This is a genomic window from Methanoculleus sp. 10 (genome assembly GCF_913757945.1).
GTDB lineage: Archaea > Halobacteriota > Methanomicrobia > Methanomicrobiales > Methanoculleaceae > Methanoculleus.
Map to the genome: position 1 here is coordinate 187,226 of NZ_CAJYDP010000002.1, position 15,287 is coordinate 202,512.

Here is a 15,287-nt window from a genome sequence, read left to right on the forward strand (position 1 = left end):
CTCGCTCCTCTTTTTCATACTTCAAAGAGATCCGTCGAGAGGTAGCGCTCGCCGGTATCCGGGAGGATCACGACGATCACCTTCCCTTCATACTCCTTGCGGGCGGCGACCTCGCAGGCGGCGTGGACCGCCGCGCCCGACGAGATGCCGGCGAGGATCCCCTCCTTGCGGGCGAGGCGGCGGCTCATCGCAAAGGCGTCCGCGGAGGCGACCCGGAGGATCTCGTCGACGAGATCTGTCTTAAGCACCCGCGGCACAAAACCGGCCCCGATCCCCTGGATACGGTGCGGCCCGGCCGTTCCGCCGGAGAGGACGGGAGATTCCGCCGGTTCGACGGCGATTGCCCGGGAGGAGGGCTTCCGCGATTTGATGACCTCGGCGATCCCGGTGATCGTACCACCCGTCCCGACACCGGCGACGACGGCATCGACGGTCCCGTCGGTGTCCCGCCAGATCTCCTCGGCCGTCGTCCGGCGGTGGACTTCCGGGTTTGCCGGGTTCTCAAACTGCCGGGGAACGAAGTAGGCGTTCGGCTTTTCGGCGGCGATCCGGGCCGCACGGCTGACCGCTCCCCCCATCCCCCCGGATCCGGGCGTGAGGACCACCTCGGCGCCAAGCGCTGCGAGGAGTTTTCGCCGCTCCACGCTCATCGTCTCGGGCATCACGAGCACGAGCGGGTAGCCGCGGGCTGCACAGACGAACGCGAGTGCAATCCCGGTGTTGCCGCTCGTCGCCTCGACAATCGTCGTGCCCTCCCGGATCTCGCCGGTCCGCTCAGCCTCGTCGATCATCGCGACCCCGACCCTGTCTTTTACGCTACCCATCGGGTTGAACGACTCCACCTTGGCGAGGACCGTCGCCCGGGAGCCTTCCGTCACCCGGTTCAGCCGGACAAGCGGGGTGTTCCCGATCGTCCAGGTGATATCATGATATATCCGTCCCATCCACGTCAGCCTCCTTCGATCATTCATATGCTTGAATAGACGTTACCTGCAGGCGTTCCCACGTCTCCGGCATCCCCTACCGCATCCTCCAAGGCGCGAACCGTCTCGACCGTGGCGGTAGTGGCAGGTCGCGCCGGCACTGCTCCGCACCCGCCAACCGGGGCTATCGATGCATCGAATGTCCCGATCTCGCGAGCGAGCCGGACGACGTCCTCCTTGTCGAACCCTATCAGCGGCCGGTAGACCGGGATCGTCGCCGCATCGGTGAGCACTGCCAGGTTGTCGAGGGTCTGCGACGCGACCTGCCCCATCGACTCCCCGGTGACGAACCCCTTCGCTCCTTCTCTCCGGGCGATTTCGGCGGCGATCCGGTACATCCGCCGCTTGCAGAGGAGGCAGGTGTAGCGCTCCTGCCCCCGCTCTTCGAGTGCCCGCCGCGCCCGAACGAGGTAGCCGTCTTCGACGACTGTAAGTTCGATGTCGGGCTGGTACCGACGGAGGGCCGCGACCGTCGCCTCCGCCCGGGCAAGGTTCGTCCCGTCGAGATAGCCCTCGAGCCCGATGTAGAGCGGAACGATCCGGCACCCACGCTTCATCATCAGGAAGGCGGCGGCCGGGGAATCGATGCCGCCGGAGACGAGTGCGACGAGCGTCCCCTCGACACCGAGGGGGATACCGCCGACAGCCGGGATCTTCCGGTCGAAGAGGTAGCAGGTCCCGTCCCGGATCTCGATGAAGATCTCCCGTTCAGGGTCGTCGAGATCGACGCGGAGGTGCGGGTAATCCGCCCGGATCAGGTCGCCGAGCCTCCCGGCGACGTCCCTGGAGGAGAAAGAGTGCTTTCCAACGCGCCTGACACGGAGGGCGAAGGTCGCCGCCTCCGCAATGCCGCGACGCTCGCAGAACGCGAGGACGCCTCCGGAGAGCCCGTCGAGCGGTACGACGTCGCAAAGAGAGAGCGAGACGATCCCGAAGACGTTCTTGAGTTTCTCCGGGTCGACCGCCCCCTTGAGCCAGATCCTCCCGCGCTCCCGCCGGGGTTCTGCGTCCGGGAGCACTCTCCTGATATTCGAAAGAAGAGTCCTCTCCCATTCCCGGCGGACCGGCTCCGACTTGAGGAAGACCTCGGAGTAGCGCACCAGCCAGACCTGTTCCATATCGTTCATGGTCTCCTTCCGGATCTCCCCTTCCGCCTGAGCCGTTCGATCTCCTCGCCCCCCGCAACCCGGATCAGGTACGTCCCGTAGCAGGGCTTGGTGTAGGGGAGGAGGAGGAAGGTATCCTCCACCCCGACTGCGATCGGCGGGACCCCGATGATATGCGTATCAAAGATCGCGTATCCAGGGTCGACATAGTAGACCTCATGGCAACGCTTCTCCACCGCAGCCCTGCTCTCTGCAAAAGAGGCTCCCCGGAGGAGAACCTCCGGACTCAGTTCGTCTATGCACGCCATCCGAAGACCTCGTCGATGCCTTTCTTCAGTTTCCCCGGGTTGTGGACCGCCTTCTCCACGACCTTTTCACAGGGGAAGTCGACCTGCGCTGCGAGTTCCTCGGCGTTCCGACCGAAGACGACGACAAGGAGACGCGCATCCTGGAGGAGGTAGCGCATCGAGGCGGCATACGAGATGCCGGCATCGTTATGGGCGAAGGCGACGCAGAGGATGGCATCCCGCTTCTTCTCCGCGACCTCCCCGATGCAACGATCAAGGTCGACGGTCTTTCTGATGTAGTGCTTCTTCCGGTCGGAGATGCGGAAGAGCCCGATAACCGAGGGGTTTCCGACAGTGACCACATCGTAACCGTCCTCGGCAAGCCTGCCTGCGAGGTAGAGGCCAATCGCCGCCTGCACCGGCACCTCCGGGCACCCGAAGATCAGGAGAGCCTGCTCATTCTTCTCTATCGCATGGGGAGTCATGCACATCGCCCTATGAGGGTGCTGATCGCCTCGCTGGAGATGAGCCCGATCAACCGGTCATCACCGTCCACTACCGGGAGAGCAGAGATCGCCCGTTCCTCCATCTGGCGTGCGGCTTTGCTCACCGGCTCATCCGGCAGGGCGGTGACGATCGAGCGAGTCATGATCTCGTCCAGGTGCCTGTAGCCGCAGGCGACGGCCCTGGCAATATCCCAGGAGGTGACGATCCCTGCGAGTTTCCCGGTCCCTGCCAGGACCGGGAGGTGGTTCACGCCGTCCTCAATCATCACCCGGGCGGCGTCGTGGATGGAGGCTTGCTCCCCGATAGTGGGGATGCCCGTCTCCATCACATCCCGGACCCTGAGGTTATCAAGGAACTTCCCGATCAGGTAGTTCAACTGGCCACTCTCAAGCAGGAAGGCGTCGTGTCCGTAGTTCGATCGGATCTCGCAGTACTCGACGTTGACCCCGTTTGCCGCCAGGGCGTCGACAATCTCCTCCGACTGGTAGGGCGGGTAGAGCCAGTCCGACGAGACTGAGACGACCAGGAACGAGGCCTTCACCCCGGCAAACCCTGCGGCGAGCGAACCGTTCACGGCAAGGTCGAAGTAGTCGATCGCCCGGGTAATGTAGAGGTAGGAGTTGGCGTCGAACCGCCGGGTGAACGAGTCACCCTGGTGGTGGAGGTAACTCTCCACCTGGAACTCAGTAGCGAACCCGTAGCCGATGGACTCCCGGTTTTGTAGGTTCCGCCCGAACCGATCGTGCATCGCCCCATCGGAGAGGTAGGTGATGTGCCCGATCATCCGGGCGAGCGCCAGCCCCCGTACCGGCGGCTCAGTCAGTAGGTAGTTCCCGGCCAACCAGGCGGGATCGGCCATGATCGCCCGCCTCCCTACCTCATTGAAGGCGATCTGCTGGGGCGACGAGCGGGCGGTGGCGGCGATGACGATGACTTTGCAGAGATCATTTGGGTAGGAAACCGCCCACTGGAGCGCCTGCATCCCACCCATCGAACCACCCACAACGGCAAAGAGTCGCTCGATCCCGAGGTTTCCAACCAGCCGCCTCTGTGCCTGAACTATGTCCCGGATGGTGATGACCGGGAAGGTGGTGCCGTAGGGCTGCCCGGTACCAGGGTTCACCGAGGCGGGGCCGGTTGAACCACTGCACCCCCCGATGACGTTTGAGCAGACGATGAAGTAGCGATCGGTATCGAAGGCTTTTCCGGGACCGACGACGCCGTCCCACCACCCCGGGCGGCCGGCCTCCTCGTGATAGCCCGCTACGTGGGCGTCCCCGGAGAGAGCATGGCAGATCAGGATCGCGTTGCTCTTCTCCCGGTTCAGCCGTCCGTAGGTCTCATAAGCGATCGTCACCGGGGCGAGGATCGCACCGCTCTCAAGGGGGAGCGGGTCGAAGAAGGTGACGTACTCGGCCTTCACGATGCCGACTGAGCCGGGCATATTACACACCCCTGAGCGCCTGATCGAGGTCCTCGATGATATCCCTGATATCCTCGGTGCCAATGGCGAGCCGGATGTAATCGGGAGTGACACCGGTTGCCTGCTGCTCTTCTGCCGTGAGCTGCTGGTGCGTGGTCGTCGACGGGTGGATGGCAAGGCTCTTTGAGTCCCCGATGTTTGCAAGGTGCGAGAAGAGGTTGAGGCCCTCGATGAACTTTCTGCCAGCAGCCTCCCCGCCTTTGACCCCAAACCCGACGATGGGGCCGAAGTTCCCGGACAAGTACCTCTCTGCAAGTTCGTGGCTTGGGTGTCCGGAAAGGCCGGGGTAGTTCACCCATGCGACCTTCGGGTGACCTTCCAGAAACTCAGCGACCGCTCGGGCATTCTCTCCATGGCGCTGTACCCGAAGATGAAGCGTCTCGAGCCCGATGAGGAAGAGCCAGGCGTTGAAGGGAGAGAGCACCGCCCCGGTGTCCCTGAGGAGCTGAACGCGGATCTTGAAGACCAACGCGACATTGCCAAGCCCCGGGAAGTTTCCGAATGTCTCCCAGTATTTCAGCCCATGGTAACCTGGATCGGGCTCGGTGAACTCGGGGAAGTTCCCGTTGTTCCAGGCGAAGTTGCCCGAGTCGACGATGACGCCACCGATCGAATTCCCGTGGCCGCCGATGTACTTCGTCGCCGAATGGACGACGATATCCACACCGTGCTCGATCGGCCGGACAAGCCCCACCGCGGTCGTGTTGTCCACGACAAAGGGTATCCCAGCATCGTGGGCAACCCGTGCGATTGCTGCGAAGTCCGGGACGTCGAGTTTCGGGTTACCAATCGATTCAACGTACACGGCCCGCGTCTTTTGGTTGATCGCTGCTCTGAATGCCTCCGGGTCCGTGGAATCGACGAAGACTACTTTTCGTCCCAGCTTCGGGAACGTGTAGTTGAAGAGCTCGTAGGTCCCGCCGTAGAGGTTATCCCCGGAGACGATATCGTCCCCAGGGCGAGTGACCGCAAGCAGCGCATAGGTGATCGCCGCCATGCCTGAGGCAACCCCCAGCGCTCCGGTTCCCCCTTCAATGGCCGCCATCCGCTGCTCAAAGACGTCGGTGGTGGGATTCATCATCCGCGTGTAGATGTTCCCGAGCTCTTTGAGGGCAAAGAGGTTCGCAGCGTGGTTTGTGTCCTTGAAGACGTAGGACGAGGTCTGATAGATCGGTACCGTCCTCGACCTGGTCGTGGGGTCGGGCTCCTGCCCTGCATGGATTGCAGCGGTTCCTAAACGAAATGCTTTCTCAGTCATGGTAGTCTCTCTTGTTACTTGGTGATGGGGAGGTCGTATTTTTCAGCAATCTCGGTGAACGCATCCGCGAGGTAACGGATCTGCTTCCTGGACAGACCGTAGGTGTTGAGTTTCCAGGTGCGCGTCGCCCCTGCAAACTCCCCTACGATCCCCCGCTGCGAGAGTTCGTCGCTGAAATAGAACCCCCGCCGTTTGTGGGTCCGGGCGACCGTGTCGAAACTCCCGGTGGTGTCAACTTTGGTGAGCGTGTGCTTCCGGGGATACTCGGAGAGGACTCTGCTTCCGGAGATCGAGAGGAGGGTGTCGATGCAGTAGTTCGACTTCTTCACCTCCTCATCCCACCGGAGCGTGCGCTCCTTCACCGTGGGGAACGAGGCCATCATCGAGAGCAGCGTCCCCCCCATGAGGGTGCACCCGAGCATCTCCACCTCTTTGATCCCGAACTTCCGCGAGGTCATGTCGCCGACCATCGCCGTGGTGCGCAGGACCTTTGATGCCCATTCATCGGTCATCGCCAGCACTCCGGATGGCGCGACCGATGCCATGCTCTTGTGCCCAGAGCCAACGACGAAATCGGCCCCGATCGCCTTCCCGTCCACCGGCATGACACCGACGGTGTAGGCTCCGTTGAGAAGGAAGGGGATGTCATACTGGCGAGCGATCTTTGCGATGCCGGCGACGTCGTGAACGTTCCCGAACTGATAATCGACGTGGTCGATCATGGCGAGTGCCGGGTTTTTCCCGGTCTCCCGCCGAACGTCCTCGATCTTCTCGGCAACGGCATCGGGAGTGATGAGGTTCTGCCTCGAGACCGGGACCTCCTTCACCACGCCTCCCGCCCCTTCGACGGCTAGGAACTCCGTGTAGTGGGCGAGGGATGAGACGATGACCGGGTCGCCCGGCTTCACGAGCGTGGAGGTGACCGCCTGAAACCCCCGGCGGGCGCCGGGGACGGCCCGGACCGTATCCATGTTCAGGAACCGGGCCAGGTCCTCGTGAAACGCCGCAATGGGGGGTTTTGTAATCTTATCGAGGCGGAAGGGTTTCCGGCAGGCATCACAGGTGGAGTAACCGTCGCCGTAGGCGATGAGGGCCTTCCGGGCCTCGAGGGTTAGGCGGCCGGCGGCCTGGATCGGCTGGATATTGATACATGCTTCCTCCCTGTTCCTGATGTCGAGGCTGCCGACAATCTTCGTGACCTCCGGTGAGCCTGTCCCTGCCTCCAGGTCGTCGAGGATGGCACGGACCCGGGCGACGCCCTCCCGGATAGCCTGCTCTTCGCCGGGATCGGGGCCGATCGGGAGCGCCTCTCGGAGCACCTCCCGGATATCTTCGAGCGCGAAAAGTGCTTCGAACGTCTTCTGGACTTGTTCTTTCATGAAGGAAACCTCACAAAAAGCCGAGGCCCGGATTTGAACCGGGATGGAGTTGATCTGCAGTCAACCGCGTAGCCGTTCCGCCACCTCGGCACAGTTCGTGATTAACAATTGTTAATCACGCCCAACATAGTTAACAATTGTGAATACTTATATATTTGGATCGGGTCATCTGCTGACGGTGACAGAGGAGCGGGTAGGGTTTCTTTCGAAGGAGAGGTATACGAGAGGATAGGAGAGTCGATGCCCGGCGCCGCTAATCGGGCCGCCCTCCATCAGAAGGCCAGGCTGACGAGTCCCATCGCCGCCGCCATGACCGCGATGACCGCGATCGCCCAGCCGGCGGTCATGCAGAGGAGGGAGGTGCTCCGCGGGTACTGGAAGAGCCACGCGACGACAGGGGCACCGTAGAGGGCGATCCCCGGGATCCATATGACCGGGATGAGCATCAGGGCGCCGTAACGCTCCAGGTAATCGATCTGCCCTGTCTTTGCATCGACTTTTCTGAGGAGCCGCTGGATCAGCCGGGACCGTTCGGCGAAGAGGTCGCAGACCTCGAGGACACCGATCATGACGGCGACCGCAACCGACGTCAGGAAGACGAGGACGACCGCCGGGTGCTGCCCGAGCGAGAGGCCGACGACGGCCGCGGCTGCCTGGAGGAGGAAAGCCGATACGATAAGGGTGAAGACCTCAGCCGGGGGCACCCCGAAGGCGAGGCCGAGGAGGAGCGGGACCACCATGAGAAAGAAGACCACCGACCCGATGGACCGTGCGATCCGCATCCGGCAGGCTCCCGGGGAGATCCTGCGCTCGCATTCCTCGATAGCGGCAATCCGGATCATCGGTTCACTTTTATATCGCCGGAGTAGATGAACCTGCGCATAGAACGGATCCCGGCATGTGGCGGCACCGGGTATACCGATACCATCAGGGGTTAGCCGCCGATCCGGGGCTTTTTATCCCCTCTTCAACCGAACGCATCCCCCACGGCCGGTGCAAAAAGCCAGGTTTTTATCCCGGGCGGATCTATCACCGCATATGAGTGAGACGAAAGGCCACTTTGAGCGGGGGCGGTGGGTCGAGGACCCCGAACCCGCACCGGTCGCTCCAACCACCGGGAGCGCGGGCCGCCACCCGCCCGGGACACCTGATGCGCACGAGCAGATCGAACAGGCAGCACGGAAGGCCGGGGAGGACCTCGAACGGGCGATCAACGCCTGGGCGGAATCCGCGCGAAAGGCCTGGCAGAAGCGGTGAGCGGTTCCGGGGCGCCCATAAGGGCAGTTTCAGGAGAGCTCACGGTACAGGAGAGACCCCATCAGGCCCGGCATCCGGGCTGCAGAGGTACTCCATGATCCGCGCGACCACTTCGGGGTTCCTCGGCAGCATGGTGTGGCAGTACTGCTCCGGGTGCCGGGCGAGGTTCGCAGGGTCCGCCGGGAGGACGTCCATCCACGCCCCGGGCAGGTACGAGTCGGTGTGGGGGACGATGCCGTCGCCGGCGTAGGTCGCCCGCCACTCCCCGTCCGGGGCAATCTCCCAGGTCTGGCCGCCGAAGGCCGGGAAGAACGCCGGGGTCCCGGTGAGGTTCGCGGCGAGGAGGATCCGGTAGGCGATATCGTCGCGGGTGCCTGCAGCCCGGAGCGCCGTGACGGTCCTGCTGCCCGGGCGGAACTCCTGGACGATGGTATCGTCGCCGGGGTCGTAGCCCTGCGGCACAAAGACGCCTGCAAGACTCCGGATCACTTCCGGGCCCCGTTCGGGGTCGTTGAAGAGTTCGGCCATGGCCGAGCCGTTGTTCGGGGGGCCGATCCCGACGAGCAACCGGACCTCCTCCTCCCGCGCGCCGCCGTCGAGGACCTCGAGGAGGTAGCGGGCGATGCATGTCCCCATCGAGTGGCAGATGATGTCGACCGGGCCGCCGTACCCGGCCTCCTCCCGCTTCTCATGGATGTAGTCCCGGAGGGCAAGGGCGATCGCCTCCGTCCCGGCGCCCTGCATCGCGGTATGGTCAAACCTCCAGAAGGGCACCGCGGAGTCCGAGAGCACGGGGGTGAGGCGGTTCCAGATGCCGGGATGGCTCCGCCAACCGTGGACAAGGACGACGGGGTATCTCTGGTTCGTCAGGATGGCAGCACGCCCCCTCTGCGGAAGCAACGGTTCATTCATGCATGATCTGGTGTTGGATACGATGTAGGTTTCGGCGGCATCACCCTGCCACCATCTTGTTTGCCTTCAGGAAGAAGCCCGCCGGCATTGGGTGATCGAGCTCCCATATGATACTCATCGGCCGGCTCCCCTCGTGGGAGCGGTACCGGGCGGGCCCGAGGAAGATGAAAGGTTGCGTGACGCTGTTGATCTTGTTGAACTCGCGGACGAAGAGGAGGATCCGGTTCCCCCGGCTTTCATGCTCGATGTAGCGTCGGCCGGTCGGTGACGACGCCGATGTGGTGCTCTGGGATTGCCAGTGAAAGAGGCTCTCGTTGACGGCGTAGTCTTTGTACAGCGTAGTGGGCGAATAGTGCTCCTCGGTCTTATTCAGGGTAACCAGGAGTACATCAGCCTTCTTATCCTCGAGGTGCAGAACCCCTTCCTGGCTGCCCGCTGCCGGTTTCTTGGTCAGGGTATAGTGGCCGAGGGCTGCAAACGCCTGCGCCCGAGTGTAAGTAGCGTGGAGTTCAAGGGCGTTTGCGAAACCCAGGTCAATGGGTTTTTTCGGGTATTCGATATGTTCTCTGTTGTACTCAAGGAGGTCGCAGATCTCGCACCGGATCTCATCGTGCTCAAAGACCTCTGAGAAAATTTCCCGAACATCTGCATCCTCCCGGGGAAAGGGCTCATCCCTCAGTGTGTAGTAGAAGAGCGCAAGTATGCATTCTTCGCGGGGAGAAAGGGTTTTTCGGGAGCAATGGTTGGGATCGGAGAGCAACCTCTGGATGAACTCGATTATTCCCGGCGAGTCCAGGGTTGCCAGTCTGAGTGCCGCGATTTTAGGGAAGAGACGGTCGTCTGCATAGATCTCGGGGTATGCACCTGCGAGAGCGGCAAGTTGACAGAACGTCCCTCTCCGATAGATATCAAGGGGCCGAAGTCTGTATCGGTGAAGGAACTCCCTAAAACTCAGGGGTTCCCCGGTCTCGGCCTGGAACGAGCGCATCTTCTGGATGAGGGTGGATCGGTTCATGAGGTTTGCCTTGATGTTCGCAAGGACCTTCTCCTGCGCCACTTTCTCAAAGTGGATATGACAACCCTTTGGGAGCGAGTAGGAATCATTCATGACCTGCTCGACCAGGCTCCTCCTGCCCGGTGAGAGGAGCGCTGCAATCCTCTCGCCGAACTGGAAGTTTTTGTTGTGACTCCCGACGAAATCGAGGACAGTCAGGCACTCTTTCCCTTCTGAGAGGCGGAGCCCCCGCCCAAGCTGCTGGAGAAAGACCGTGAGACTCTCGGTGGGGCGCAGGAAGAGGATGGTGTTCGCCTCCGGAATATCAACGCCTTCGTTGTAGAGGTCGACGACGAAGATGAAGTGGATCTCCCGTGTAACCAGCCGCCTCTGGATAGTGGAACGCTCTTCCCGGGAACTTTCGGCATGAAGGCAGGCCGCCGGAATGCCTGCTTCCTGAAACGATGCGGCCATATACTCTGCATGCTCCACGGATACACAAAACCCAAGCCCAATGATATCACGGATATCAGTAGTGTAGTCCCGCACGGCACGGACGATCCGGTCAACCCGCTCTCTGTTTCCGGTATAAACCCTGGAGAGCTCAATAGGGTCGTAGGCTCCCCGCCTCCACGCCACAGAATCAAGGTCCACGACATCAGTGACACCAAAGTAGTGGAACGGTGCGAGCAGTTTCCTATTAATCGCCTCAGGAAGCCGTATCTCGGCGGTGACCTTGTCGTTAAAATACTCGAGAATATTAAGTCCGTCCATCCGTTCCGGTGTCGCGGTGAGGCCAAGCAGGATCTTTGGGTTGTAGTGCGCAAGAAGCCTCTGGTATGAGGGCGCAGCGGCGTGGTGGAACTCGTCGACGATGATCATATGGTAGTAGTCTGCGGGCGTGATATCTGGGAGATTCTTGCTGTTCAGGCTCTGAATTGAGGTGAAGAGATGCTCAACCTGCGCAGGCTCGCTCCCTCCGACCATGAGGTCCCCGAAGTTTGGGTCCCTGAGGATCCCCCGGAAGACCTGGATGCTCTGTTTCAGGATCTCCTCACGGTGAGCGACGAAGAGCAGCCGGGGGTACTCCCCTGGTCTCTTGATGAGGCTTTTGTAGTCAAACGCTGATATGACCGTCTTCCCGGTCCCGGTGGCGGCGACAATGAGGTTTTTGTAGTTGTTGTGCACCTCCCGCTCTACTTTTAGTTGATCGAGGATCTCCTTCTGGTAATAGTAAGGCCTGATATCGAAGACCGGGCGAATGTCTATCTCGCTCCTCCTCTCCTTAGAGAGAGCACGCTGTAATCTTTCCCGGCTCTCGGGTTGGTACGCGACAAACTCAGGGTCGTTCCAGTAGGTCTCAAACGTCTCGTTGATCTTTCTGATGATGTCGTATGAATCCTGCTCGGTGATCTTGACGTTCCACTCAAGGCCGCTCGTTATCGCGGGGTTCGAGAGGTTTGACGACCCGATGTAGGAGGTGGAGAAGCCGGTGCTCCTGTGGAACGTATAGGTCTTCGCGTGGAGCCGGGTCCTATCGGTGTCGTAGGATATCTTGACAGTGGTGTTCGGGAGGTCTGCAAGGGCCTCGACAGCCTTTATGTCGGTCGCACCGGTGTAGGAGGTCGTGATCACCCGGAGCTGGCCTCGCTTGATAAACTCTTTCAGGTCATTGAATATCAGCCGAAGCCCGCTCCACTTGATGAATGAGATGAGGAGGTCGACACGGTCGGCGGTTCTGATCTCCCTCCTGAGTTCATCCATGAGCCCGGGCTCTTTTGGGGATCCGGTGAAGAGGCTGCTCTGTGCGATAGAGGTCTCAGGGCGGGCGGATATAGTACTCTTTACTGGGGAAAGGTTGCCACGCTCCACAAGTTCGAGCAGAACCTCTGCGCCGGGCGTGATCGTACACAACTCAAGGGTCGGATCCTTGAGATCATTGGCAAGGTGCTCGATGAGGCGGTTGCAGGTCTGGACCTGCTCTTCCAGCGGGACGCGCTGCTCATCGGCAGACTGGAGGGCCACTCTGAGGATCCGAGAGAAATATCGTGAGAGGACTATCTGAGGGTCAAAATGCTTGAGTGGATCTTTCAGGACCCGCCCTTCTTTCTCGGGGCCGGTGAGCTTGGATGCGAGGTATTCGCTGATAATCTGTTCGTAGATCCCGGGGAGCAGTTCCATACTCTCCATTTGGGCGAGGTGTTAAAAATGGCTATGATATGCCTCAGTCTCATCGTAGCGAGGAGGGACGGTTTGATCTCCTGCTCCCCGAGGCTGGGGGTTCTCTCCGGAGAAGAGATCCCCTCCTGCCATATACGTTGGGTCAGCTCACTTCAATGCTGTACCTATACGTCCGGGCAACATCTCCATCAAGCGTGAGGCTGACCTTCTTTGTCTCCCCTGAGGGGATGAAGACCACCGTCGAGACCTGATCCCGGACAAACCCCTTCTCCTCATCGATCAGTTTCGCCGTCACGGTGATGTCACCGTCACGCCCGTCGTTCTGTATCACCGCGTTCACATTATACACAAGCCCTTTGGAGAGGCTGATATCTTTGGTTGCAGAGTCCTCCACAATCTTAGCGTTCGGGCCACCAAGCCCCATACACCCGGTTGTCAGGACAAGAACCGCAGCCAGGCCGAGAATGAGGATGTGTCTGTTCATCAGTATGCATTGCCCTATAGCGGCATATGAATGTATAGGAACCATCGGGTTACATTCAAAGGCCCAAAGCAGAATTGCCGGATGGATCCAGAAGATAATGGGGGATGAACCCCCTTCAACCGCCGACTGCGGGGGGTTTACCCGCGGTATCTTGACTGCACCCGCTCAGGGAGGATGTACTGCCGGAAGACCCGCTCGAAGTAGCGGTCCGTCATCCCGGCGATGAAGTCCCGCGCAAGTTCCGCCGGTGCGGCGGCATTGATATACCGCCGGGACGCCCACGGTGCATTGATCAGTTCTTCATAGACCGGCGAAACCTCGCGTTCCTCCCCGATATCCTCAAGGGTGCGGTCGAAGAGGTAGCAGAACATGGACCGGATCTTCTCCCGGTTCTTCCGGAGCTCCGGGTTTTCGTAGATGTGCTGCATGTTGAAGTCCCTGAAGGCCGCGACAGACGCTGAAGCCCTGCCCGAGAAGGCGATGCAGTCGGCGTCATAACTCGTCGCGATGATGTCCCTGATGAGGACATCAAGCACTCGCCGGTTGATGTCGCAGAATGCCTCCTTCCCGGTGATGCCGAAGAGGTCCATGCAGATCTCCGGGAATTCCTCAAGGTCCCGCTCATCGATGACCTCGACCTCGAGGGCGTCCGCGAGGTCGCGGCCGAGGTAGGAGATACTGTCGGCACACCTGACGACGCATCCCTCGGCGGTGCAGGGGAGCGCGTCGCCTCCTTCCTCGATCTTCTTCTGTTTCTCCTCAAACGAGTCCCAGCCGGCCTCGCCCTCGATTGTGAGGCTTTGATCGTGAGCTTCGCCGTTGTGGCAGAGGATCCCGTCGAGCACCTGCACCGTGAGGTCGCAGTCCTCGACGGTATCGAGGAACCGGACGCTCTGGACGTTATGCCTGAACCCCCCGATCCCGTGCTCCCTGCAGAGTTCGTCGAGGATCTCCTCCCCGAGATGGCCGAAAGGCACGTGGCCGATGTCGTGGCCGAGGGCTATCGCCTCGATCAGGTCGTCGTTCAGGCCGAGAGCCCTCCCGATCGTCCTCCCGATCCTTGATGCGAGCTGGACATGGAGGACGCGGTGGGTGATGTGGTCGTTCTCGACGAGGTAGAAGACCTGGGTCTTGTCGATGTAACGCGAGTAGGCCTTCGAATGGACGATCCGGTCGGCGTCCCGGGAGAACGGCGGCCGGATCACCGGCTCCTCGGGTTTGTGGCCGGACCTCCGCAGGTAGTCGGCGTTCCGGGTCGCCCGGGGCGAAAGGAGCGATTCCCGGTCGGCCGTCCTCCGGGCCATCCGGTCTGCAATGCTGTGCGGGATCTCCATCAGGTACCCCCAGATGAGGAGTTCTCGGCCGGGAGAAGAGATAGGGCTTTCTGTATCAGCCGGAGACAAGCGGATCCGCACTGGCTATCTTCCTGATGTGCGTATCTATCCCGCATGCACCCGGAAGTCATCATCCATAACAGCGTGAGCCTGGATCATGCGGTGCGGGGCTTTGACGTCGATCTCGGCCAGCACTACGGCGCACTGCTCGCCCTCGAGCCGGAAGCGGTACTCGTGGGTTCGGCCACCGCAAAGTCCGGACTCGAGATGTTTCATGATATCAGCGAACCCGAGGCGGAACCCGACCGGCATCGGCGCGACGTGCGGCCGGACGACCCACGCCCCATCTTTGTCATCGTCGACAGCAGGGGCGTGCTCCAAAACCTGCTCCACTTCTACCGGAATATGGAGCACACGAAAGACGTCGTCGTCCTCGTCGCGGAGGCGACGCCGATGGACTACCTCGACTATCTCCGCGAGCGGGAGTACCCGTTCATCCGCTGCGGCAAGAGCCGGGTGGATCTTCGAGGGGCCATACGGGAGCTCAGCGAGCGGTTCGGCATCACGCGGGTGGTCTCTGATTCAGGCCCGGAGTTGAACGACGTCCTGATCCGGGAAGGGATCGCGGATACGATCAGCCTGATCGTCCACCCGACCATCGCCGGCGAGGGGGAGAAGAAGCTGTTTGATAAGGCCGGGGGACGGGTGGCGCTGGAACTTCGGGAGGCCGCGCCGATGGAGCAGGGCACGGTGCACCTGGTGTACGCGGTGAAGAGGTGAGGGAGCGGCCCGGGATCACCGGCTCCTCGGGCCTGTGGTCGGGATCTCCGGAGGTCCGGGTCGCCCGGGGGCGAGAGGAACGACTCCCGGCCGGCCATCCGGTCAGGGATGCTCTGTGGGATCCCCATCCGGCCTCCTCCGGGGTGGTGCTCCCTGCCGGAACCCCTCCAGGTAAGGTAGAAGCGAGAAGAGTCTCCCCTCTTCGCCGGGGGGATTCCGGAAGTCTTAAGGAGGCAAATCCTCAATCGATCGTATGCCCGGGCATCTCCGGCGGAAACGGGGCGCGAGGTGATGAGGTATGCGATGTCCAGCCTGTGGTTTTGAGGATGAAGGCAGATACTG

Annotated in this window: 14 protein-coding genes and 1 tRNA gene; 2 read left to right on the forward strand and 13 right to left on the reverse strand. The window is 61.4% G+C overall.

All coding sequences use genetic code 11. The annotated features are described in order from the left end of the window. Positions 1-14: 14 nt before the first annotated feature. From cysK to QZ408_RS02780, 9 genes are all read right to left on the reverse strand, one after another. Positions 15-944 (reverse strand): cysteine synthase A, encoded by a 930-nt coding sequence (cysK, locus tag QZ408_RS02740; protein ID WP_292489559.1) that lies wholly within the window; start codon positions 942-944, stop codon positions 15-17. Between the two features lie 23 nt (positions 945-967). Then, positions 968-2,110 (reverse strand): tRNA uracil 4-sulfurtransferase ThiI, encoded by a 1,143-nt coding sequence (gene thiI / locus QZ408_RS02745; RefSeq protein WP_292489561.1) that lies wholly within the window; start codon positions 2,108-2,110, stop codon positions 968-970. After that, complete coding sequence (locus QZ408_RS02750; protein WP_292489563.1) at positions 2,107-2,397, reverse strand: DUF1894 domain-containing protein; 291 nt, start codon at positions 2,395-2,397, stop codon at positions 2,107-2,109. Before QZ408_RS02750 ends, thiI begins: the two co-directional genes overlap by 4 nt. Continuing rightward, complete coding sequence (locus QZ408_RS02755; protein ID WP_292489564.1) at positions 2,385-2,861, reverse strand: DUF1890 domain-containing protein; 477 nt, start codon at positions 2,859-2,861, stop codon at positions 2,385-2,387. The genes QZ408_RS02750 and QZ408_RS02755 overlap by 13 nt, the downstream gene beginning before the upstream one ends. After that, positions 2,858-4,327: a homoserine O-acetyltransferase gene (locus QZ408_RS02760; RefSeq protein ID WP_292489566.1), complete on the reverse strand. Its 1,470-nt coding sequence runs from the start codon at positions 4,325-4,327 to the stop codon at positions 2,858-2,860. Before QZ408_RS02760 ends, QZ408_RS02755 begins: the two co-directional genes overlap by 4 nt. Position 4,328: 1 nt before the next feature. Further along, positions 4,329-5,624, reverse strand: a complete 1,296-nt coding sequence (locus tag QZ408_RS02765; RefSeq protein WP_292489568.1) for an O-acetylhomoserine aminocarboxypropyltransferase/cysteine synthase family protein — start codon at positions 5,622-5,624, stop codon at positions 4,329-4,331. Positions 5,625-5,638: 14 nt separating this feature from the next. Then, positions 5,639-7,003: an O-phospho-L-seryl-tRNA:Cys-tRNA synthase gene (gene pscS, locus QZ408_RS02770; protein ID WP_292489569.1), complete on the reverse strand. Its 1,365-nt coding sequence runs from the start codon at positions 7,001-7,003 to the stop codon at positions 5,639-5,641. A gap of 18 nt (positions 7,004-7,021) precedes the next feature. Continuing rightward, positions 7,022-7,093 (reverse strand) — tRNA-Cys (locus tag QZ408_RS02775). Between the two features lie 182 nt (positions 7,094-7,275). Beyond that, positions 7,276-7,845, reverse strand: coding sequence for a hypothetical protein (locus tag QZ408_RS02780; RefSeq protein ID WP_292489571.1), 570 nt, complete (start codon positions 7,843-7,845; stop codon positions 7,276-7,278). Positions 7,846-8,041: 196 nt separating this feature from the next. On the opposite strand from QZ408_RS02780, the gene QZ408_RS02785 reads away from it, so the two are divergent. Continuing rightward, positions 8,042-8,260 (forward strand): hypothetical protein, encoded by a 219-nt coding sequence (locus QZ408_RS02785; protein ID WP_292489573.1) that lies wholly within the window; start codon positions 8,042-8,044, stop codon positions 8,258-8,260. Positions 8,261-8,299: 39 nt separating this feature from the next. Here QZ408_RS02785 and QZ408_RS02790 read toward each other — a convergent pair whose 3' ends face one another. The 4 genes from QZ408_RS02790 to QZ408_RS02805 form a co-directional block, all read right to left on the reverse strand. Next, positions 8,300-9,172: an alpha/beta fold hydrolase gene (locus tag QZ408_RS02790; RefSeq protein WP_292489575.1), complete on the reverse strand. Its 873-nt coding sequence runs from the start codon at positions 9,170-9,172 to the stop codon at positions 8,300-8,302. A gap of 40 nt (positions 9,173-9,212) precedes the next feature. Then, positions 9,213-12,347, reverse strand: a complete 3,135-nt coding sequence (locus QZ408_RS02795; RefSeq protein WP_292489577.1) for a DEAD/DEAH box helicase — start codon at positions 12,345-12,347, stop codon at positions 9,213-9,215. Positions 12,348-12,489: 142 nt separating this feature from the next. Further along, the gene (locus tag QZ408_RS02800) at positions 12,490-12,831 is read right to left on the reverse strand and encodes a hypothetical protein (RefSeq protein ID WP_292489579.1); all 342 of its coding nucleotides are present in this window, start codon (positions 12,829-12,831) and stop codon (positions 12,490-12,492) included. Positions 12,832-12,968: 137 nt separating this feature from the next. Then, positions 12,969-14,165, reverse strand: a complete 1,197-nt coding sequence (locus tag QZ408_RS02805) for an HD domain-containing protein (RefSeq protein ID WP_292489581.1) — start codon at positions 14,163-14,165, stop codon at positions 12,969-12,971. Positions 14,166-14,279: 114 nt separating this feature from the next. Between QZ408_RS02805 and QZ408_RS02810 the strand changes: the two genes are divergently transcribed. Further along, on the forward strand, positions 14,280-14,945 hold the full coding sequence (locus tag QZ408_RS02810) for a dihydrofolate reductase family protein (protein WP_292489583.1): 666 nt from the start codon (positions 14,280-14,282) through the stop codon (positions 14,943-14,945). Positions 14,946-15,287 lie beyond the last annotated feature (342 nt).